Genomic DNA, 19,483 nt, shown 5'->3' with positions numbered 1-19,483 from the left:
GATAATGGCAGCGGACCGACGGAGTCGGCCTACCACCGTTATATCTGGAGAAGCACCATGAGCCCGACTAAAACCTTGAAAGAACGGATGTTCCACGCCGGACTTTTCGAACTGCTGGCGGTCGTCATCTGCGCACCGACCCTGGCCTGGCTGATGGACAAACCCCTGGGCCACATGGGCGCCATGACCCTGATGTTCTCGGCCATCGCCACCGTGTGGAACATGCTGTTCAACGCCGCCTTCGACCGCGCACAGAACCGCATGGGCTTTTCCCGCACCCTGTCGGTGCGCGTGCTGCACGCCTCGCTGTTCGAACTGGGCCTGATCATCCTGCTGGTGCCGCTGGCCGCCTGGTGGCTGTCGGTGAGCCTGCTGGAAGCCTTCATCCTCGACATCGGCCTGGTGCTGTTCTTCCTGCCCTACGCGCTGGTGTTCAACTGGGTCTATGACGTTGTGCGCGAGCGCTGGATCGGCCGGACGACTTCAACCGCTCAAGCCCACGGCTGAAACCTGTAGGAGCGAGCTTGCTCGCGAACGAATTTCCCGGCAGCGAATGAGCCGGACGGTTCGCGAGCAAGGACTGGACGTCCCCCTCGGTCCTACAAAAAGCAAAAAGCCCGCATCGCTGCGGGCTTTTTTCATGCCTGGAGAAAGGCTCAGGCCAGGCTGGCAGCAATCTCGGCCAGGGCCTTGGCCGGGTCGGCGGCCTGGCTGATCGGGCGACCGATCACCAGGTAGTCCGAGCCGTTGTCCAGCGCCTGGCGCGGAGTGAGGATGCGCCGCTGGTCGTCCTGGGCACTGCCGGCCGGACGGATGCCGGGGGTCACCAGTTGCAGGGCAGGGTGCGCGGCTTTCAGCGCCGGCGCCTCCTGGGCGGAACAGACCAGACCGTCCATGCCGGCCTTCTGCGCCAACGCCGCCAGGCGCAGCACCTGCTCCTGCGGCTCGACGTCCAGGCCGATGCCGGCCAGGTCCTCGCGCTCCATGCTGGTCAGCACGGTCACGCCGATCAGCAGCGGCGACGGGCCATTGAAGGCGTCCAGGGTGTCGCGGCAGGCACTCATCATGCGCAGGCCGCCGGAGCAGTGCACATTGACCATCCACACACCCATCTCGGCGGCAGCGCGCACGGCCATCGCGGTGGTGTTGGGGATGTCGTGGAATTTCAGGTCGAGGAAGACTTCGAAGCCGCGGCTGTTCAGCGTCTCGACGATACCGGCGGCGCAGCTGGTGAACAGTTCCTTGCCCACCTTCACCCGGCACAGCTTCGGATCGAGCTGGTCAGCCAGCGCCAGCGCGGCTTCGCGGGTGGGGAAATCCAGGGCGACGATGATCGGGGTCTGGCAGGCGGACATGGGCTCTCTCGCGGGTATCGAAAAAATCGGCGCGCATTGTCGCAGAAACGCGCCGACTTCCGTAGCCCGCCCGGCAGGAATGCTGCGTCGCCGACGGCGATCAGGCACTCAGCCGCTCGCGCAGGCGGCCGAGCATGCCCAGCAGGCTGCCCACTTTTTCCCGCTCACGATCCTCGCGCGGCACCTCGGCGATGCGCGCGACTTTCTGCTCCGGCTGTGCGCGCCAGAGCAGCGCCTGTTCGGCGGCGGCCTTCAGGCCCTTCTCGAACAGCCCGCGGCGGATCGGCTTGGGCAGGTAGCGGAAGATCTGCGCCTGGTTGATCAGCGCCAGCAGGTCCTGGGTGTCGCGGAACGGCGTGACGACGATGCTGAGCAGGCGCGGATGAGCCTGGGCCAGGGATTTGAGCAGCGGCGCGGTGTCCTCGCCGGCGAGCTTCAGGTCGCTGACGAGGATATCGATGGGCTCGCTGTTCAGCCGCACGATGGCCTCGGCCAGGTTGCGCGCGCGGTGTAGCTGGTGGGTGCCGGCGCTGCAGAACTCGCCGACGCAGGCCAGCGTCTCGGGGTCCTCGTCCAGCAGCAGCACGTTGAGCGGCGCAACGACGCGGCTGATCGCCTTGGTATCGATGGGCTCGGCCGGAGCCTGGCGCTGGGCGATCTCGGCCGCCTGACGCAGGGTGAAGGCCATTTCCTGCGGATCCCAGGGCTTGGTCAGGTAGCGGAAGATGCCGCCGCTGTTGAGCGCATCCACCGCGGCGTCGAGGTCCGAATAGCCGGTCAGCAGGATACGCAGGGTGTCCGGGGCAATTTCCTGCGCCTGCGCCAGCAGCTCGGCGCCGCTCATCTGCGGCATGCGCTGGTCGCTGACGAGGATGTCGATGCGCTCTTCGCGCAGGCGCTGCAGGGCCTTGTGCGGATCGGTCTCCACCAGCACGTCGTAGTGACGGCGGAACTGCATCGCGAGGCTGCGCAGGATGCGTTCCTCGTCGTCGACGAAGAGGATGCGGACAGACTGCTGGCTCATGTTCAGGCGCTCCGTTTCAGTTCGCTGGCCTGCTGGATCGGCAGGCTGATGAGGAATCGCGTGCCGCGTCCGGGCTCGGACGCCACGCGGATGCGACCGCCGTGGTCCTGGACGATCTTGTAGCTGATCGACAGGCCCAGGCCCGTGCCCTGCCCCACCGGCTTGGTGGTGAAGAAGGGGTCGAAGATGCGCGCGCGCACCTCCTCGCTCATGCCCTTGCCGTTGTCCTGTACCGAGAGGTGCACATGGGTTTCGTCCGCCCAGGATTTCAGCTGGATCAGGCCGAACTTCTCCATGGCCTGGGCGGCGTTGGTCAGCAGGTTGAGCAGCACCTGGTTGATCTGGCTGGCGGCGCAGGCGACCTTGGGCAGCGCACCCAGCAGGGTGGCGACCTCGGCCTTTTCCTTGATGCTGTTGCGGGCGATCAGCAGCGCGCTGCGCACGCAGTCGTTGAGATCGACCTCTTCGCTGCGGGCTCGGTCCAGGCGGGCGAAATCCTTCAATCCACCGACCAGCTCGCCGATCTGCGCCAGGCCGAAATCGGTGTCGCCGAACAGTTGGTCGAGATCGCCCACCAACTGCTCCAGCGCGGCCTCGTCGCGGGCCTGCTCGAAAGCGGCGCGGGCGCGGGCCAGTTGCTCGGGAGCGCAGGCCGGATCGTCCAGGCACTCGTTGAGCAGGGTCTGCGCTTCGGTCAGGCCCAGCAGCGGAATCAGCAGTTCGCGCAGCAGGGCGACATTGTTCTTCACATAGCCCAGCGGAGTGTTCAGCTCATGGGCAACCCCGGCGACCATCTGCCCGAGGGACGCCATTTTCTCCGACTGCACCAGTTGTGCCTGGGATTCGCGCAAGTCCTGCAGGGTCTTGTTGAGCACCTGATTGCGCTGGGCGACACGCTGCTCCATGGCCTTGAGCAGGTCGAGCACCGTGCCCAGGCCGAGGTAGCGTCCCTGCTCGTCCACCAGAACGAAGTCCTCGGTGATCGGGTAACTCAGCTGGGCGGTGACCTGTTGCGAGGCTTCTTCGAGGCTCAGGTCGCCGCGCACTTTCAACGGCTGCGCATTCATCACGTCGCTCGCCGGACGGCGCCCCCAGAGGTCGCGGCCGAAGCGCTGCATGAAAATGTCCTGCAGACCGTTGCGGCTGACCAGCCCAAGCGGCATTCCGGCTCCATCCACCACCGGCAGCGAAAGGAAGGAACGATGCTCGGCGTCGAGGAAGCGTTCAGCCACGTCGCTGATGCTCAATTCCGGGGCCAAGGGCGCAACCTGGCGCAACAGCTCGTGCAGGGCGCGGGTGGTCATCGGCGGAACTCCGGTCACTGGGATGGGCGCCAGTAGAGCAGCGGCAGATTGCCATCCTGTGACAGCCGTCGCGTGGCCGGGAAGCTTCACGGCGCGGTCATCGCACTGCAACAAGCGTCGCGGCGGCGCACCCGAACAGGACGCGCGAAACACCATCGCACCGCTTCGAAGCAGGCGAACAGGTGGCGAATGTTCACGAAACGACGCGATCAGGCACTTTGCGACCGACGTGAGGGGAATGGCACGGCCACTGCACGAATGCACGGGTCGTGTCTTTCATCCTCTGTCCTGGAGACCTCGCATGAGCACGCAACTCAAACCCACCCTCGGCACCCTGCACCTGTGGGGCATCGCCGTGGGCCTGGTGATTTCCGGTGAATACTTCGGCTGGAGCTATGGCTGGGGCGTGGCCGGCACCCTCGGTTTCCTGGTCACCACGCTGCTGGTGGCGACCATGTACACCTGCTTCATCTTCAGCTTCACCGAGCTGACCACTGCCATTCCCCACGCCGGCGGTCCTTTCGCTTACAGCCGCCGCGCCTTCGGCGAGAAAGGCGGGCTGGTGGCGGGCCTCGCCACGCTGATCGAGTTCGTCTTCGCCCCGCCGGCCATCGCCATGGCCATCGGTGCCTACCTCAACGTGCAGTTCCCCTCGCTCGATCCCAAGCACGCGGCAGTCGGCGCGTACCTGATCTTCATGACCCTGAACATCCTCGGCGTGAGTATCGCCGCCACCTTCGAGCTGATCGTCACCATCCTTGCGGTGGGCGAGTTGCTGGTGTTCATGGGCGTGGTGGCGCCGGGCTTCAGCTTCAGCAACTTCGTGCTCAATGGCTGGGCCGGCTCCGACAGCTTCGGCGGCGCGGCGATCAGTGGCATCTTCGCGGCAATTCCTTTCGCCATCTGGTTCTTCCTCGCCATCGAGGGCGCGGCCATGGCCGCCGAGGAAGCCAAGGACCCGAAACGCACCATTCCCAAGGCCTACGTCAGCGGCATCCTCACCCTCGTAGTGCTGGCCCTCGGCGTTATGCTGTTCGCCGGCGGCGCGGGTGACTGGAAGGCGCTGTCGGGGATCAACGACCCGCTGCCACAGGCGATGAAAATGGTGGTCGGCGAGAACTCCGGCTGGCTGCACATGCTGGTATGGATCGGCCTGTTCGGCCTGGTGGCGAGCTTCCACGGCATCATCCTGGGCTACTCGCGGCAGTTCTTCGCCCTGGCCCGTGCGGGTTACCTGCCGCGTGGCCTGGCCAAGCTGTCGCGCTTCCAGACGCCGCACCGGGCGATCATCGCCGGCGGCCTGGTGGGCATCGCGGCGATCTACAGCGACGGCCTGATCGCCCTGCAGGGCATGAGCCTGACTGCCGCAATGATCACCATGAGCGTATTCGGCGCCATCGTCATGTACATCATGAGCATGCTCAGCCTGTTCAAGCTGCGCCGCAGCGAGCCGGATCTTGAACGCAGCTTCCGCGCGCCGGGCTTCCCCATCGTGCCGGGCATCGCCCTTGCGCTGGCGGTGCTGTGCCTGGCGGCGATGGTCTGGTTCAACCTGCAGATTGCCGGCATCTTCCTGGCCTTCATGGCGGCGGGCTTCATCTACTTCCAACTCACCGCCGCCCATCGCGCCAGCGCCCCGGCGGACGCTATGCTGACGGGAGCCTGATCGCCATCCGCGCCCTGCCCTTGCAGCGGGGCGCGGGATAACCGGGACGTTCGCATGACCTACCAGACCACCGTCGGTAGCCTCACCTACCGCTTTGCCGACCTGAAGACGCTGCTCGCCAAGGCCAGCCCGGCACGCTCCGGCGATTCGCTGGCGGGTCTTGCCGCTGGCAGCTACGAAGAACGCATGGCGGCGAAGATCGCCCTCGCCGATGTGCCGCTCAGGCGCTTCCTCGACGAGGCGCTGATTCCGTACGAAGCAGACGAAGTCACCCGGCTGATCATCGACAGCCACGACGCCGCTGCCTTCGCGCCGATCAGCCATCTCACCGTCGGCGACTTCCGCGACTGGCTGCTGCTGGACAGTACCGACAGCAGGACGCTCGCTGCCGCTGCCAAGGGCATCACGCCGGAAATGGCTGCCGCGGTGAGCAAGCTGATGCGTAACCAGGACCTGATCCTGACAGCGAAGAAGTGCCGCGTGGTCACGCGCTTTCGCAACACCATCGGCTTGCCCGGCCACCTATCGGTGCGCCTGCAACCCAACCATCCCACCGACGACGTACGCGGCATCGCCGCCAGCATGCTCGACGGCCTGCTCTATGGTTCGGGCGATGCGGTGGTGGGCATCAACCCGGCGAGCGATTCGCAAGCCACGCTGATGCAGCTGTGGCGGATGATGGACGAGCTGCGCCAGCGCTTCGATATCCCCATGCAGAGCTGCGTGCTCACCCACGTCACCTCGCAGATACAGGCCATCGAGGCCGGCGCGCCGATCGACCTGGTGTTCCAGTCCATCGCCGGCACGCAGAAAACCAACGAGAGCTTCGGCATCGACCTCTCCCTGCTGCGCGAGGCACACGCGGCGGCGCTATCACTCAAGCGCGGCACGCTGGGCGACAACGTCATGTACTTCGAGACCGGCCAGGGCAGCGCACTATCTGCCGGCGGCCACCATGGCGTCGACCAGCAGACCTGCGAGGCCCGCGCCTATGCCGTGGCCCGAGAGTTCCGCCCGCTGCTGACCAACACCGTGGTCGGCTTCATCGGTCCGGAATATCTTTACGACGGCAAGCAGATCATCCGCGCCGGGCTGGAGGATCACTTCTGCGCCAAGCTGCTCGGTGTACCCATGGGTTGCGATGTCTGCTACACCAACCACGCCGAGGCCGACCAGGACGACATGGACAACCTGCTGACCCTGCTGGGCGCGGCGGGCATCACTTTCATCATGGGCATCCCCGGCGCCGATGACATCATGCTCAACTACCAGAGCACCTCCTTCCACGACGCCCTCTACCTGCGCAGCACCCTGGGGCTGAAGCGCGCGCCGGAATTCGACGCCTGGCTGGCGAAGATGGCGATCACCGAAGCCTCGGGCCAGTTGCGCCCAATCGGCCGTGGCCACGATCTGCTACGGGCCTTCTGAGGAACTGCCGGCATGGACCTGATCCAGAACGACCCGTGGGACGAACTGCGTGCGCACACTTCCGCACGCATCGCGCTGGGCCGCGTCGGCTCCAGCCTGCCGACGCGCGAGGTGCTGAAGTTCGGCCTGGCGCACGCCCAGGCCCGCGATGCGGTACACCATCCGCTGGACTTCGAGGCACTGCAGCAATCGCTGGCCCACGAGGACTTCCGTGTCCTGCGCGCGCGCAGCGAAGCGCCGGACCGCCAGACCTACCTGCTGCGCCCTGACCTCGGCCGCGCACTGCATCCCGACAGCCAATGGCGGCTCAAGGGCGAGAACGCAGCGGCGGAACTGGCGATCGTGATCGCCGACGGCCTATCCTCCTTCGCCGTCCAGCAACACGCGCTGCCGCTGCTCAATGCGCTGCGAGAATGCTTCGCCGCCGATTGGCAGAACATCCCCGTGGTGCTCGCCGAACAGGGCCGCGTGGCCATCGGCGACGGCATCGGTGCAGCGCTGGGGGCGAAGCTCGTGCTGGTACTGATCGGAGAGCGCCCCGGCCTCAGCTCGCCCGACAGCCTTGGCCTCTACCTCACCTGGCAGCCGCGCGTGGGCCGCATGGACAGCGAGCGCAACTGCATCTCCAACGTCCGCCCGCAGGGTTTGCCCTACACGCTGGCAGCGCACAAGCTCGCTCACCTGCTGCAGCAGTCGCTGCGCCTGCGAGTCAGCGGTGTCAGGCTCAAGGACGACAGTGACCTGCCCGAAGCGATCAGTCTGAACCGGCGCTCGCCTGACAAGGTCTGAATCACAGCGTATCGTGATGTTTCACTGCCACTGTCGGAGACGGGACCATGCCCTGGTATGCCTGGTTGATCATTGCCCTAGCCCTGGGCTCAATCGTCGGCGCGCTGATGATGCTGCGCGATACCGCGAAGAAACTCCCGCTCACCGAGGAGCAGCTCAAGCGCATCCATGAGCGAAACGCCGAGATGGATGCCAAGGAAGCCGACGATAAACGGTGATACTCACCTAACTGACTGACGTTTCAGTCAAAAACTGGCCACAGCGATGGCCAGCGGCAGTCGAAATTGCCTAGACTGCGCCTCCCTGGATGGAGGAAAGAATGCTCAGGAAACTCCTGCCGCTGCTGCCAGCCGTGTTGTTGCTCTGCGGTTTCGGGCTGGGATTCGTCCAGCCAGTGGGGTTGCTGATCGGCGCCGCTTACGTCGCCTGGACCCTCTACGGCGAGCAACGCATGCCCCGGCTGCTCTGGTGGCTGGTGTGCCTCGTGCTCAGTATCGCCCTGGCCGCGCACCTGCTGCCGGGCACCACGTCATGGACGCTCTGGCCAGTGCGCCAGCTCAGCCCCGACGCTCCCGTCTACGCCCTGCACCTGTCCTGGGACAAGGCCCTGGTCGGAGCGACGCTGCTCGCCTGGTGGCTGCGGCGTGAGCCGGTGCCGGAGGAAAAGCGCTCGCCGGACTTCGCCGCCATCGTCATCGTCACCACGCTGTTCGCCGTGCCCCTGGTGGCCGTCGCCGGCGGCCTGGTGGTGTGGAACCCGAAATGGCCACCCGGTTTCTGGCTGTGGATGCTGGTCAACGTCTGCGTGATCTCCTTGACCGAGGAGGCGTTCTTCCGCGGCCTCCTGCAGAGTGAGCTGGTGCGTCGCTTCGGCGCATTCGGCGGAGTGGCGGTCGCCAGCGTGCTGTTCGGCATGGTGCACTGGCCGATCAACCCGCTGTTCGCCGTGGTGGCCGGCGTGGCGGGCCTGGGCTACGGCCTGGCCTTCCACTTCAGCGGCCGCCTTGCGGTCCCCGTATTGCTGCACGCGGCGGTGAACTGCCTGCACTTGCTGCTATTCAGTTATCCGTTGCGGATTATCTGAACGACACGGACATATCCCTGTTGGGCGGATCACGCTGGCGCGTTATTCGCCCTACGTGCTGAGCCTGCACGATCTGCTTTTGACCTTGTAGGAGCGAGCTTGCTCGCGAACCGACTCCGCTGCGGGGCCATTCGCGAGCAAGCTCGCTCCTACAAGAGCCTCAATCGCGAATAACCAGCAGCAATGCCTGCTCAGCCAATTCGTCCAGCGTCAGGCTGCCCTCGGGGCGGAACCAGGTGATCGACCAGGACAGCGCCCCGGTGAGGAAGCGCCGCAGGATGAACGGATCGCCCTGGCTGTAGCCGGCCAAACGCGCCTCTTCCAGCACTTCCAGCCACATCTGCTCGTAGATGTCGCGCAGGCTGAGGATGTACGCCTGGCCTTCTTCCGACAGCGAGCGCCATTCATAGACCAGTACCGCCATCGCTTCGCCGGTGCCGCCGGTGATCGACTGCAATTCGCAGCGGATCAGCGCCAGCAAGCGTTCGCGCAGAGTCGTCGCATCGGCCAGGGCGGCGCGCATCAGGGCGGTGTTGTAGAGGATGGTTTCCTCCATCACCGAGCGCAGAATCTCATCCTTGCTCTTGAAGTGATGGAAGATACTGCCGGACTGGATGCCCACCGCGCCGGCCAGGTCGCGCACCGTGGTGCGCTCGTAACCCTTGCTGCGGAACAGGTGCGCGGCGGTATGCAGCAGCTTGCCACGAGCGCTCTCCGGGTCGGTGATCTGCCCGGTCCCGACCAGCTCCAGCATTACTTCGCGGGCTTTGCGGTCATCCACGCTGTTCTCTCCCCATTGGCCGCATCGGCCGATCTGCTCAGGGCGATTCATCGAAACGCCCTGCAAGTGCTTGTGTTGTCTGACGAAATGTAAGCCCGCGAGCACCAACCAAGCAAGCGCTTGGCCATCCAATGGTTGGGGTTGTCATCGATCGGGGGCTTTTCAACCAAGCGCTTGCTTGGTAATGTCGATCCATCACTCAGCGTCACGGGCAGAACAATGACTAGAACCGTACGTATCGGCTGCGCCTCTGCCTTCTGGGGCGACACCTCCACCGCCGCCGCACAGTTGGTGCGCGGCGCGGAAATGGATTACCTGGTGTTCGACTATCTCGCCGAAATCACCATGTCGATCATGGCCGGCGCCCGCCTGAAGAACCCCGAGGCAGGCTACGCCACCGATTTCATCGACGTGATGACACCCCTGCTGGGCGACATCGCCTCGAAGCAGGTCCGCGTGATCAGTAACGCCGGCGGAGTGAACCCGCAGGCCTGCGCCAGCGCCCTGGCCGCTGCCTGCGAGAAGGCCGGTGTGGCGCTGAAGATCGCCGTGGTGCACGGCGACAACCTGCAACCGCGCCTGGGTGAACTGGCCAAGGCCGGCATCCGCGAAATGTTCAGCGATGCGCCCATGCCACCCATGTGCGTCTCGGTCAACGCCTACCTGGGCGCGCCCGGCATCGTCCAGGCGCTGAAGGCCGGCGCCGATATCGTCATCACCGGTCGCGTGGTGGATAGCGCAGTGGTCAGCGCTGCCCTCGTGCACGAGTTCGGCTGGGCCTGGAACGACTACGACAGACTGGCCCAGGCCGCCCTGGCCGGGCACATCATCGAATGTGGCGCGCAGTGCACCGGCGGCAACTTCACCGACTGGGAAAGCGTGCCGGACTACGAGCACATCGGTTTCCCTATCGTCGAAGTGCAGGCTGACGGCGCATTTGTCGTGACCAAGCCGCAGGGCACTGGCGGGCTGGTCTCGCCGCTGTCGGTGGGCGAGCAGATGCTCTACGAGATCGGCGACCCGCGCGCCTACCTGCTGCCCGATGTGATCTGCGATTTCACCCAGGTCCAACTCGCCCAGGTCGGCGAGAACCGCGTCGCCGTCAGTGGCGCACGTGGCCTGCCGCCGACCGGCCAATACAAGGTCAGCGCCACCTACCCGGACGGTTTCCGCTGCACCGCCAGCTGCCTGATCGCCGGCATCGACGCGGTGAAGAAGGCCGAGCGGGTCAGCCAGGCGATCATCGCCAAGACCGAAGAAATCCTCATGGAGCGCGGCTGGGGCCCGTACCGTGAGGTGAGTGTGGAACTGCTCGGCAGCGAGGCCACCTACGGCCCCCACGGTCGCCGTTCGGACAACCGCGAAATCGTGGTGAAGCTCGCCGTGCGCCACAGCCGCAAGGAAGCCCTTGTGCTGTTCTCCCGCGAGATCGCCCAGGCCGCCACCGGCATGGCGCCGGGCCTGACCGGTATCGTCGGCGGCCGCCCGACCGTGTACCCGGTGATCCGCCTGTTCTCCTTCCTGATCGACAAGGACAACTGCGAGTTGGCCGTGGAGATCGACGGCCAGCGCCAGAGCGCCGCCCTCCCTGCACTCGACGCCTTCGATCCGGCCGCGCTGGCCGACGATATTGCCGTTCCGGCCGCCAAAGGCCCGGCCCAGGCCAGCGTGCCGCTGGTGAAGCTGGCCGTGGCGCGCTCCGGCGACAAGGGCAACCACAGCAACATCGGCGTCATGGCGCGCCGGCCCGAATACCTGCCGTGGATCGCCGAGGCACTGAGCGAAGGCGCCGTGGCCGAGTGGATGCAGCACGTGCTCGACCCGCAGACGGGCCGCGTCAGCCGCTGGCACCTGCCGGGCAGCCACAGCCTGAACTTCCTGCTGGAGAACGCCCTGGGCGGCGGCGGCGTGGCGAGCCTGCGCATCGACCCGCAGGGCAAGGCCTTCGCCCAGCAGTTGCTGGAATTCCCGGTGGCGGTGCCGCAAGCCATCGCCGATGAACTGAACATGTAGGACCGAGGGGGGCGCCTAGCCCTTGCTCGCGAACGCTTTTCGCCGGAAACACTAACGTCAGGCGGTTCGCGAGCAAGCTCGCTCCTACAAAAGAACAGCGTCAGAGCACCACCTTGACAGGGTGGGGTCCAAACCCGGCAGGACGAAAACAACAATGAGCTACGACTCGATCTTCAAACCCGGCCTGTTCAACGGCCAGACCATCATCGTCACTGGCGGCGGCAGCGGTATCGGTCGTTGCACCGCCCATGAGCTGGCCGCCCTCGGCGCCCACGTGGTGCTGGTCGGGCGCAAGGCGGAGAAGCTGGAGAAGACCGCCGGCGAAATCATCGAGGACGGCGGCAGCGCCAGCTGGCACAGCTGCGACATCCGCGATGAGGAAGCGGTGAAGGCGCTGGTGGCGCAGGTCATCGCCGAGCGCGGACCGATCCATCACCTGGTCAACAACGCTGGCGGCCAGTACCCCGCGCCGCTGGCGTCGATCAACCTGAAGGGCTTCGAAGCCGTAGTGCGCACCAACCTGGTGGGTGGCTTCCTGATGGCCCGCGAAGTGTTCAACCAGAGCCTGAGCAAGACCGGCGGCAGCATCGTCAACATGCTCGCCGATATGTGGGGCGGCATGCCCGGCATGGGCCATTCCGGCGCAGCGCGTGCGGGGATGGAGAACTTCACCAAGACTGCCGCCATCGAGTGGGGCCACGCCGGGGTGCGGGTCAACGCCGTGGCCCCGGGCTGGGTCGCTTCCAGCGGCATGGACACCTACGAAGGCGCGTTCAAGGCAGTGATTCCAACCCTGCGCGAGCACGTGCCACTCAAGCGCATCGGCACCGAGTCGGAAGTCGCCGCCGCCATTGTCTTCCTGCTCTCCCCCGGCGCCGCCTTCATCAGCGGCAATACCATTCGCATCGACGGCGCCGCCAGCCAGGGCAGCCGCGCCTTCCCGCTGTCGAAGGTGAAGCCGGGGCAGAGCCGCTCCTACAACGGTTTTCACCGCGCCTACCTGCCCGATGTACTGAAGGATCAGGAGTAAGCGATGCCGGTCATTCAATCCGAACTCGATCCCCAGGGCGAAGACTTCGCCCGCAACCGCGAGGCCATGCTGGCCGCCGTGGCGAGCTTCCGCGAGGTCGAGCGGAAGGTGCTGGACAAGGCCGCCGAGGCCAAGCCCAAGTTCGACAAGCGCGGCCAGTTGCTGCCGCGTGAGCGCCTGAACCTGCTGCTGGACGCGGGTGCGCCGTTCCTCGAGATTTCCTCGCTGGCCGGCTACAAGCTGCATGACGACAAGGACGGCACCCAGGCCGGCGGCGGCATCATCTCCGGCATCGGCTACATCGCCGGGGTGCGCTGCCTGGTGACGGCCAGCAACAGCGCGATCAAGGGCGGCACCATCTCCCCCACCGGCCTGAAGAAGACCCTGCGCCTGCAGCAGATCGCCTTCGAGAACAAGCTGCCGGTGGTGGCGCTGACCGAGAGCGGCGGCGCCAACCTGAACTATGCGGCAGATATCTTCGTCGAGGGCGCACGCGGCTTCGCCAACCAGGCGCGCATGTCGGCAGCAGGCATTCCCCAGGTCACCGTGGTGCACGGATCGTCCACCGCGGGTGGCGCGTACCAGCCGGGGCTGTCGGACTACGTGGTGGTGGTGCGCGGCAAGGCCAAGATGTTCCTCGCCGGCCCGCCGCTGCTGAAAGCCGCCACCGGCGAGATCGCCACCGATGAAGACCTCGGCGGCGCCGAGCTGCACGCCCAGGTCGCCGGCACCGCAGAATACCTGGCGGAGAACGACGCCGACGGCGTGCGCCTGGCCCGCGAAATCCTTGCATCGTTGCCGTGGAATTCGCAGCTTCCGGCTCGCCCGAAACAGGCGTGGGACGAGCCGCTGTACCCGGCGCAGGAACTGCTCGGCGTGGTCCCGGCGGACGCGAAGAAGCCCTACGACGTGCGCGAGATCGTCGCGCGCATCGCCGACGGCTCGCGCTTCCTCGACTTCAAGAACGAGTTCGACAGCCAGACCGTCTGCGGCCACCTGCACATCGAGGGCCACGCCTGCGGCCTGATCGGCAACAACGGCCCGATCACCCCGCAGGGTGCGGCCAAGGCGGCGCAGTTCATCCAGCTGTGCGAGCAGAGCAACACGCCGATCCTGTTCCTGCACAACACCACCGGCTTCATGGTCGGCACCGAGTCCGAGCGCCTGGGCGTGATCAAGCACGGCTCGAAGATGATCCAGGCGGTGGCCAACGCGACTGTGCCCAAGCTCACCCTGGTCGTCGGCGGTTCGTATGGCGCCGGCAACTACGCCATGTGCGGCCGCGGGCTGGACCCGCGCTTCATCTTCGCCTGGCCCAACAGCCGTACCGCCGTGATGGGCGGCGCCCAGGCCGGCAAGGTGCTGCGCATCGTCACCGAGGAAAAACACGCCAAGGAGGGCAAGGAAGCCGACCCGAAGATGCTCGACATGCTCGAACAGATGACCGCGCAGAAGCTCGACGCCCAATCCACCGCGCTCTATGGCACGGCGAGCCTGTGGGACGACGGGCTGATCGACCCCCGCGACACGCGCCAGTTGCTCGGCTACCTGCTGGACATCTGCGCGGAGGCGGCCGTGCGGCCGCTGAAGGGTAATAGTTTTGGGGTAGCCAGGTTCTGATGGGAGCGGGCAAAAGCCCCTCTCCCCCGCCCTCTCCCGCAAGCGGGAGAGGGGGCCAAAGCGACCCGGCGTAATGCGAACCGTCCAGCCACTCCGCACAGCCCCCTCTCCCTTCAGGGAGAGGGTTGGGAGGAGGGCAAGAGGCGGGAAACCAGACCAAGCATCAGGAGAACAACAACAATGATCTTCACCCAGGAACACGAAGAACTCCGCCGCACCGTCCGCAACTTCGTCGAGAAGGAGATCAACCCCTACGTCGACGAATGGGAAAAGGCCGGCCGCTTCCCGATCCATGAAGTCTTCAAGAAAGCCGGCGACCTGGGCCTGCTGGGTATCTCCAAGCCGGAGAAATTCGGCGGCATGGGCCTGGACTACAGCTACTCGGTGGTCGCCGCCGAAGAGTTTGGCACCATCCATTGCGGCGGCGTGCCGATGGCCCTGGGTGTGCAGACCGACATGTGCACCCCGGCCCTGGCGCGCTTCGGCTCCGATGAGCTGCGCGAGGAATTCCTCCGCCCGGCCATCGCCGGCGAAATGGTCGGCTGCATCGGCGTCTCGGAAGTCGGCGCCGGCTCCGACGTTGCCGGGCTGAAGACCACCGCGCGCAAGGATGGCGACGACTACGTCATCAACGGCAGCAAGATGTGGATCACCAACTCGCCCTCTGCCGACTTCATCTGCCTGCTGGCCAACACTTCCGACGACAAGCCCCACGTCAACAAGTCGCTGATCATGGTGCCGATGAAGTCCAAGGGCATCAGCGTCAGCCCGCACCTGGACAAGCTCGGCATGCGCAGCTCGGAGACCGCCCAGGTGTTCTTCGACGATGTGCGCGTCCCGCAGCGCAACCGCATCGGCGCCGAGGGCGCGGGCTTCATGATGCAGATGCTGCAGTTCCAGGAAGAACGCCTGTTCGGCGCCGCCAGCGGGATCAAGGGCCTGGAGTACTGCGTCAACGCCACCATTGACTACTGCAAGGAGCGCAAGACCTTCGGCCAGGCGCTGATCGACAACCAGGTCATCCACTTCCGCATGGCCGAGCTGATGACCGAGATCGAGTGTCTGCGCGCCCTCACCTACCAGGCCACCGAGCAGTACATCCGCGGCAAGGACGTGACCCGCCTGGCCTCCATGGCCAAGCTGAAGGTCGGCCGCCTGGCCCGCGAAGTCACCGATGCCTGCCTGCAGTACTGGGGCGGCCAGGGCTTCATGTGGGAAAACCCGGTCTCCCGCGCCTACCGCGATACCCGCCTGGTCTCCATCGGCGGCGGCGCAGACGAAATCATGCTGGGCATCATCTGCAAAATGATGGGCACCCTGCCGGGCAAGAAGAAAGGCTAAGGGCCTGGGCCCTTTGTAGGAGCGAGCTTGCTCGCGAACCGCATGGCGCCTCGGCGCCCAGTGAAAATCCGTTCGCGAGCAAGCTCGCTCCTACAGGGAATATCCGACTCCATGAGGACCCCGGCATGAATAAGTTGCCGAACTGCGAAACCCTGCTGCTGGAACCTGAAGGCGGCGTGCTGCACGTCACCCTCAACCGCCCGGACAGCCGCAACGCCATGAGCCTGGCGATGGTCAGCGAACTGCGCGCGGTGCTAGCGGCCGTGCGCGACGATCGCAGCGTACGCGCCATCGTCCTGCGCGGCGCTGGCGGACACTTCTGCGCCGGCGGCGACATCAAGGACATGGCCGGCGCCCGCGCCGCCGGTCCCGACGCCTACGCCGCGCTGAACCGCGCCTTCGGCGGCCTGCTGGAAGAAGCCCAGGCACAGCCGCAGGTGCTGGTCGCCGTATTGGAAGGCGCAGTGCTGGGCGGCGGCTTCGGCCTGGCCTGCGTCTCGGATATCGCCATCGCGGCGGCCGACGCGCAGTTCGGCCTGCCGGAAACCAGCCTCGGCATTTTGCCGGCGCAGATCGCACCCTTTGTGGTGAAACGCATCGGCCTGACCCAGGCGCGTCGCCTGGCCCTCACCGCCGCGCGCTTCGACGGCCGCGAGGCGCTGCGCCTGGGCCTGGTGCATCTCTGCGCGGATAACGCCGAGAGCCTTGGCGAGCAACTGGCCCAGGCGCTCGACCAGGTTCGCCGCTGCGCCCCCGGCGCCAATGCCGCCACCAAGGCGCTGCTGCTGGCCACTGAGGTGCAAGCCCTCGGCCCGCTGCTGGACGATGCCGCCCGCCAGTTCGCTGCCGCGGTAACCGGAGCGGAAGGCGCCGAAGGCACCATGGCCTTCGTGCAGAAACGCAAACCGAACTGGGCGCAGTGACTCAACGCGCGCACCGAACAACCCCCTCTCCTTTCAAGGAGAGGACTGGGGAGAGGGAAACAGCCACCATGCCCAGCTTCGACAAAATCCTGATCGCCAACCGTGGCGAGATCGCCTGCCGGGTGATCCGAACCGCCCATGACCTGGGCTACCGCACCGTGGCGGTGTACAGCGAGGCCGATGCCGATGCCCGCCATGTGCAACTGGCCGACGAAGCCGTGTGCATCGGCCCGGCGCCCGTGGGCCAGTCCTACCTGAAACCCGAGGCCATCCTCGACGCCGCCAGGCGTACCGGCGCTGGCGCAGTCCACCCCGGCTACGGCTTCCTCTCGGAAAACGCCGATTTCGCTCGCGCCTGCGAGGCCGCCGGCATCGTCTTCATCGGTCCCGGTGTGGAAGCCATCCACCTGATGGGCAGCAAGCGCCTGTCGAAGATCGCCATGCTCGAAGCCGGCGTGCCCTGCATTCCCGGCTACGAGGGCGCAGAACAGGATGACGCCACGCTCACCCGCGAAGCACAGCGCATCGGCTACCCGCTGATGATCAAGGCCAGCGCCGGTGGCGGCGGGCGCGGCATGCGCCTGGTAACCCGCAGCGAAGACCTCGCCGAACAGCTGCGCACCGCGCGCTCGGAAGCACAGAACGCCTTCGGCAGCGGCGAGCTGATCCTGGAGAAAGCCGTGGTGCAACCGCGCCATGTGGAAATCCAGGTGTTTGGCGACAGCCACGGCAATATCGTCTATCTCGGCGAACGCGACTGCTCAGTGCAGCGCCGTCACCAGAAGGTCATCGAAGAAGCGCCCTGCCCGGTGCTGACCGAGGAGCTGCGCGCTGCCATGGGCAGCGCTGCCGTGAAGGCCGCCGCGTCGGTGAACTACCTGGGCGCCGGCACCGTGGAGTTCCTGCTGGACGCCAGCGGCGCCTTCTACTTCCTGGAAATGAACACCCGCCTGCAGGTGGAGCACCCGGTCACCGAACTGGTCACCGGCCAGGACCTGGTGGCCTGGCAGATCCGCGTCGCCGAAGGCGACCCGCTGCCGCTGACCCAGGAGCAGATCCAGCTCAAGGGTCATGCCATCGAGGTACGTCTGTACGCTGAGGACGCCGGCAACGGCTTCCTCCCGCAGACCGGCCAGGTTCTGCGTTGGACACCGCCACAGCTGGACGGCATCCGCGTCGACCACGGCCTGTGCGAAGGCCAGCCGGTGACGCCCTTCTACGACCCGATGCTGGCCAAGGTCATCGCCTACGGCGCCACCCGCGACGAGGCGCGGCGCAAGCTGGTGCGCGCCGTCGAGGATAGCGTGCTGCTGGGCGTGACCGGCAACCAGCGCTTCCTCGCCAACCTGCTCAAGCACCCGGAATTCGCCGCTGGCAAGGCCACCACGGCGTTCATCGGCGAACAGTTCGCCGGTGACCCCAGCCTGGCCCCGCGCCAGCCGCAAGCGCTGGAACTGGCCTGCGCCGCCGCCCTGCTCTACCAGGCTTCCGCCAGTGATCGTGCGCACCAGCCGGGGCTTTCCGGCTGGCGCAGCGCGGGCAGCGCGCCGTGGCGCTTCGCGCTCAAGCATGGCGAAGAGAAGTTCGTCGTTGAACTGGACGTCCGCAAGCACGGTACCCAACCGACGCTGCTGGCCCGCATCGGTGACAGCGAGATCAACCTGCGCCTACTCGGCGAGGACAACGGCGACGCCATCCTCGAAGCCGACGGCATTCGCCGTCGCCTGCCCTTCCACCGCGATGGTGCGCGCCTGTGGCTGTATGGCGCAGACGGCAACCTGGAACTGCTCGACGTCACCCACGAACCGGCTGGCGCCGCCGCTGGCGCGGGCTCCGGCACGGTGAAGGCACCGATGGATGGCGCCATCGTCGACGTACTGGTGAGCGAAGGCACGCGGGTCAGCAAGGGCCAGCTGCTGCTGGTGCTTGAAGCGATGAAGATGGAGCACCCGCTCAAGGCCGGCGTCGACGGCGTGATCCGCCGGGTGCAGGTGAGCAAGGGCGAACAGGTGAAATCGCGGCAATTGCTGGTGGAGGTCGAGGCGCTGGAGCCCGCCTGAACCGCTTTTCGGCTTTTGGATTTTGGATTTTGGCTTTTCGTAGGAGCGAGCTTGCTCGCGAACAATCCCCGCTGCGGGGCCCAGGTTCGCGAGCAAGCTCGCTCCTACAGGTCAGCTGACGACTCATAACAAGAACACGGAGCCCCAACCATGTCCCTCAACGGCAAAACCCTCTTCATCACCGGCGCCAGCCGCGGCATCGGCCGCGAGATCGCCCTGCGCGCCGCGCGCGATGGCGCCAACATCGTCATCGCCGCCAAGAGCGCCGAACCCCACCCGAAACTCGAAGGCACCATCTTCAGCGTCGCCACGGAAGTCGAAGCCGCCGGTGGCAAGGCACTGGCCCTGCAACTCGACGTGCGCGACGAGATCGCCGTGCGCGAGGCCATGGCCAAGGCTGCCGAGCACTTCGGCGGGATCGACGCCGTGGTCAACAACGCCGGCGCCATCAAGCTGGTCGGCGTGGAGCGCCTGGAGCCCAAGCGCTTCGACCTGATGTACCAGATCAACACCCGCGCCGTGATGGTCTGCAGCCAGGCCGCGCTGCCCTACCTGAAGCAGAGCAAGGGCCACATCCTCAGCCTGTCGCCGCCGATCAACCTGGCCGGCAAGTGGTTCGCCCAGCACGGCCCCTACACCGTCACCAAGTACGGCATGAGCATGCTCACCCTGGGGATGCACGAGGAGTTCAAGAAGTACGGCATCAGCGTCAACGCCCTCTGGCCGAAGACCATGATCGCCACCGCCGCCATCGAGTTCGAACTGGGCAGCCGCGATGCCTTCAAGCGCGCACGCACCCCGGCGATCATGGCCGATGCCGCCTACGCCATTCTCTCCAGCAGCGAGCGCGCCATCAGCGGGCGCCTGCTGATCGACGAGGACATCCTGCGCGAACAGGGCCAGACCGACTTCGAGCAATACCGCTTCGATCCGAACGGCGGCAGCCTGGTGCCCGACCTGTTCCTCGACTGAGCCCACTCGCGGACCTCTTCGTGAGGCGCATGACGCGGAACGCGTTATGCGCCGTTCACTCCCCACGGACTGGCGGCGGTTAATCGCAAACGG

Annotated in this window: 17 protein-coding genes; 13 read left to right on the top strand and 4 right to left on the bottom strand. The window is 66.2% G+C overall.

The genetic code is table 11. From position 1 onward, the window contains the following. Positions 1-57: 57 nt before the first annotated feature. Positions 58-507: a multidrug/biocide efflux PACE transporter gene (locus AC2T4A_RS15005; protein WP_416748617.1), complete on the top strand. Its 450-nt coding sequence runs from the start codon at positions 58-60 to the stop codon at positions 505-507. A 149-nt stretch (positions 508-656) separates the two neighbouring features. On the opposite strand, the gene pyrF is transcribed toward AC2T4A_RS15005, so the two are convergent. The 3 genes from pyrF to AC2T4A_RS14990 form a co-directional block, all read right to left on the bottom strand. Then, a complete protein-coding gene (gene pyrF, locus AC2T4A_RS15000) occupies positions 657-1,355 on the bottom strand; it encodes an orotidine-5'-phosphate decarboxylase (protein WP_486743625.1) in 699 nt (232 codons plus the stop codon). A 100-nt stretch (positions 1,356-1,455) separates the two neighbouring features. After that, positions 1,456-2,379, bottom strand: a complete 924-nt coding sequence (locus AC2T4A_RS14995; protein WP_486743624.1) for a response regulator — start codon at positions 2,377-2,379, stop codon at positions 1,456-1,458. A gap of 2 nt (positions 2,380-2,381) precedes the next feature. Beyond that, positions 2,382-3,683 carry a sensor histidine kinase gene (locus AC2T4A_RS14990; RefSeq protein WP_486743623.1) on the bottom strand — a complete coding sequence of 434 codons (1,302 nt, stop codon included), beginning with the start codon at positions 3,681-3,683 and terminating at the stop codon, positions 2,382-2,384. A gap of 301 nt (positions 3,684-3,984) precedes the next feature. Here AC2T4A_RS14990 and eat point away from each other — a divergent pair, with 301 nt between their 5' ends. The 5 genes from eat to AC2T4A_RS14965 all read left to right on the top strand — a co-directional run bounded on the left by eat (position 3,985) and on the right by AC2T4A_RS14965 (position 8,650). Next, a complete protein-coding gene (eat, locus tag AC2T4A_RS14985) occupies positions 3,985-5,349 on the top strand; it encodes an ethanolamine permease (protein WP_416748625.1) in 1,365 nt (454 codons plus the stop codon). A 54-nt stretch (positions 5,350-5,403) separates the two neighbouring features. Beyond that, positions 5,404-6,777, top strand: coding sequence for an ethanolamine ammonia-lyase subunit EutB (locus tag AC2T4A_RS14980; protein ID WP_486743622.1), 1,374 nt, complete (start codon positions 5,404-5,406; stop codon positions 6,775-6,777). A 12-nt stretch (positions 6,778-6,789) separates the two neighbouring features. After that, on the top strand, positions 6,790-7,566 hold the full coding sequence (gene eutC, locus AC2T4A_RS14975) for an ethanolamine ammonia-lyase subunit EutC (protein ID WP_486743621.1): 777 nt from the start codon (positions 6,790-6,792) through the stop codon (positions 7,564-7,566). Between the two features lie 47 nt (positions 7,567-7,613). Continuing rightward, positions 7,614-7,784, top strand: a complete 171-nt coding sequence (locus AC2T4A_RS14970; RefSeq protein WP_081518671.1) for a DUF2897 family protein — start codon at positions 7,614-7,616, stop codon at positions 7,782-7,784. A gap of 101 nt (positions 7,785-7,885) precedes the next feature. Continuing rightward, the gene (locus tag AC2T4A_RS14965; protein WP_416748633.1) at positions 7,886-8,650 is read left to right on the top strand and encodes a CPBP family intramembrane glutamic endopeptidase; all 765 of its coding nucleotides are present in this window, start codon (positions 7,886-7,888) and stop codon (positions 8,648-8,650) included. Between the two features lie 160 nt (positions 8,651-8,810). Here AC2T4A_RS14965 and AC2T4A_RS14960 read toward each other — a convergent pair whose 3' ends face one another. After that, positions 8,811-9,431 carry a TetR/AcrR family transcriptional regulator gene (locus AC2T4A_RS14960; RefSeq protein ID WP_416748635.1) on the bottom strand — a complete coding sequence of 207 codons (621 nt, stop codon included), beginning with the start codon at positions 9,429-9,431 and terminating at the stop codon, positions 8,811-8,813. Positions 9,432-9,650: 219 nt separating this feature from the next. Here AC2T4A_RS14960 and AC2T4A_RS14955 point away from each other — a divergent pair, with 219 nt between their 5' ends. The 7 genes from AC2T4A_RS14955 to AC2T4A_RS14925 all read left to right on the top strand — a co-directional run bounded on the left by AC2T4A_RS14955 (position 9,651) and on the right by AC2T4A_RS14925 (position 19,390). Further along, entirely contained in the window at positions 9,651-11,444 is a 1,794-nt protein-coding gene (locus tag AC2T4A_RS14955) for an acyclic terpene utilization AtuA family protein (RefSeq protein ID WP_486743620.1), read from the top strand. A 154-nt stretch (positions 11,445-11,598) separates the two neighbouring features. Continuing rightward, complete coding sequence (locus AC2T4A_RS14950; protein WP_416748639.1) at positions 11,599-12,474, top strand: SDR family oxidoreductase; 876 nt, start codon at positions 11,599-11,601, stop codon at positions 12,472-12,474. Positions 12,475-12,477: 3 nt separating this feature from the next. Next, positions 12,478-14,094, top strand: a complete 1,617-nt coding sequence (atuC, locus tag AC2T4A_RS14945; protein WP_486743619.1) for a geranyl-CoA carboxylase subunit beta — start codon at positions 12,478-12,480, stop codon at positions 14,092-14,094. A 180-nt stretch (positions 14,095-14,274) separates the two neighbouring features. Further along, on the top strand, positions 14,275-15,435 hold the full coding sequence (atuD, locus tag AC2T4A_RS14940; RefSeq protein ID WP_401089026.1) for a citronellyl-CoA dehydrogenase: 1,161 nt from the start codon (positions 14,275-14,277) through the stop codon (positions 15,433-15,435). A 125-nt stretch (positions 15,436-15,560) separates the two neighbouring features. Next, positions 15,561-16,358 carry an isohexenylglutaconyl-CoA hydratase gene (gene atuE, locus AC2T4A_RS14935; RefSeq protein ID WP_486743618.1) on the top strand — a complete coding sequence of 266 codons (798 nt, stop codon included), beginning with the start codon at positions 15,561-15,563 and terminating at the stop codon, positions 16,356-16,358. A gap of 68 nt (positions 16,359-16,426) precedes the next feature. Continuing rightward, on the top strand, positions 16,427-18,418 hold the full coding sequence (gene atuF, locus AC2T4A_RS14930) for a geranyl-CoA carboxylase subunit apha (RefSeq protein ID WP_486743617.1): 1,992 nt from the start codon (positions 16,427-16,429) through the stop codon (positions 18,416-18,418). 150 nt (positions 18,419-18,568) lie between these two features. Further along, positions 18,569-19,390, top strand: a complete 822-nt coding sequence (locus tag AC2T4A_RS14925; protein WP_416748648.1) for an SDR family oxidoreductase — start codon at positions 18,569-18,571, stop codon at positions 19,388-19,390. Positions 19,391-19,483: the final 93 nt, after the last annotated feature.

Source organism: Pseudomonas sp. PVC-3-1 (assembly GCF_057444315.1).
This window is presented reverse-complemented; position numbering and strand designations above follow the sequence as displayed.

What these genes read in the sequence shown, in the direction of transcription:
- AC2T4A_RS15005 (WP_416748617.1), top strand. Translation starts at nt 58, where the DNA reads ATGAGCCCGACTAAAACCTTGAAAGAACGGATGTTCCACGCCGGACTT.
- pyrF (WP_486743625.1), bottom strand. Translation starts at nt 1,355, where the DNA reads ATGTCCGCCTGCCAGACCCCGATCATCGTCGCCCTGGATTTCCCCACC.
- AC2T4A_RS14995 (WP_486743624.1), bottom strand. Translation starts at nt 2,379, where the DNA reads ATGAGCCAGCAGTCTGTCCGCATCCTCTTCGTCGACGACGAGGAACGC.
- AC2T4A_RS14990 (WP_486743623.1), bottom strand. Translation starts at nt 3,683, where the DNA reads ATGACCACCCGCGCCCTGCACGAGCTGTTGCGCCAGGTTGCGCCCTTG.
- eat (WP_416748625.1), top strand. Translation starts at nt 3,985, where the DNA reads ATGAGCACGCAACTCAAACCCACCCTCGGCACCCTGCACCTGTGGGGC.
- AC2T4A_RS14980 (WP_486743622.1), top strand. Translation starts at nt 5,404, where the DNA reads ATGACCTACCAGACCACCGTCGGTAGCCTCACCTACCGCTTTGCCGAC.
- eutC (WP_486743621.1), top strand. Translation starts at nt 6,790, where the DNA reads ATGGACCTGATCCAGAACGACCCGTGGGACGAACTGCGTGCGCACACT.
- AC2T4A_RS14970 (WP_081518671.1), top strand. Translation starts at nt 7,614, where the DNA reads ATGCCCTGGTATGCCTGGTTGATCATTGCCCTAGCCCTGGGCTCAATC.
- AC2T4A_RS14965 (WP_416748633.1), top strand. Translation starts at nt 7,886, where the DNA reads ATGCTCAGGAAACTCCTGCCGCTGCTGCCAGCCGTGTTGTTGCTCTGC.
- AC2T4A_RS14955 (WP_486743620.1), top strand. Translation starts at nt 9,651, where the DNA reads ATGACTAGAACCGTACGTATCGGCTGCGCCTCTGCCTTCTGGGGCGAC.
- AC2T4A_RS14950 (WP_416748639.1), top strand. Translation starts at nt 11,599, where the DNA reads ATGAGCTACGACTCGATCTTCAAACCCGGCCTGTTCAACGGCCAGACC.
- atuC (WP_486743619.1), top strand. Translation starts at nt 12,478, where the DNA reads ATGCCGGTCATTCAATCCGAACTCGATCCCCAGGGCGAAGACTTCGCC.
- atuD (WP_401089026.1), top strand. Translation starts at nt 14,275, where the DNA reads ATGATCTTCACCCAGGAACACGAAGAACTCCGCCGCACCGTCCGCAAC.
- atuE (WP_486743618.1), top strand. Translation starts at nt 15,561, where the DNA reads ATGAATAAGTTGCCGAACTGCGAAACCCTGCTGCTGGAACCTGAAGGC.
- atuF (WP_486743617.1), top strand. Translation starts at nt 16,427, where the DNA reads ATGCCCAGCTTCGACAAAATCCTGATCGCCAACCGTGGCGAGATCGCC.
- AC2T4A_RS14925 (WP_416748648.1), top strand. Translation starts at nt 18,569, where the DNA reads ATGTCCCTCAACGGCAAAACCCTCTTCATCACCGGCGCCAGCCGCGGC.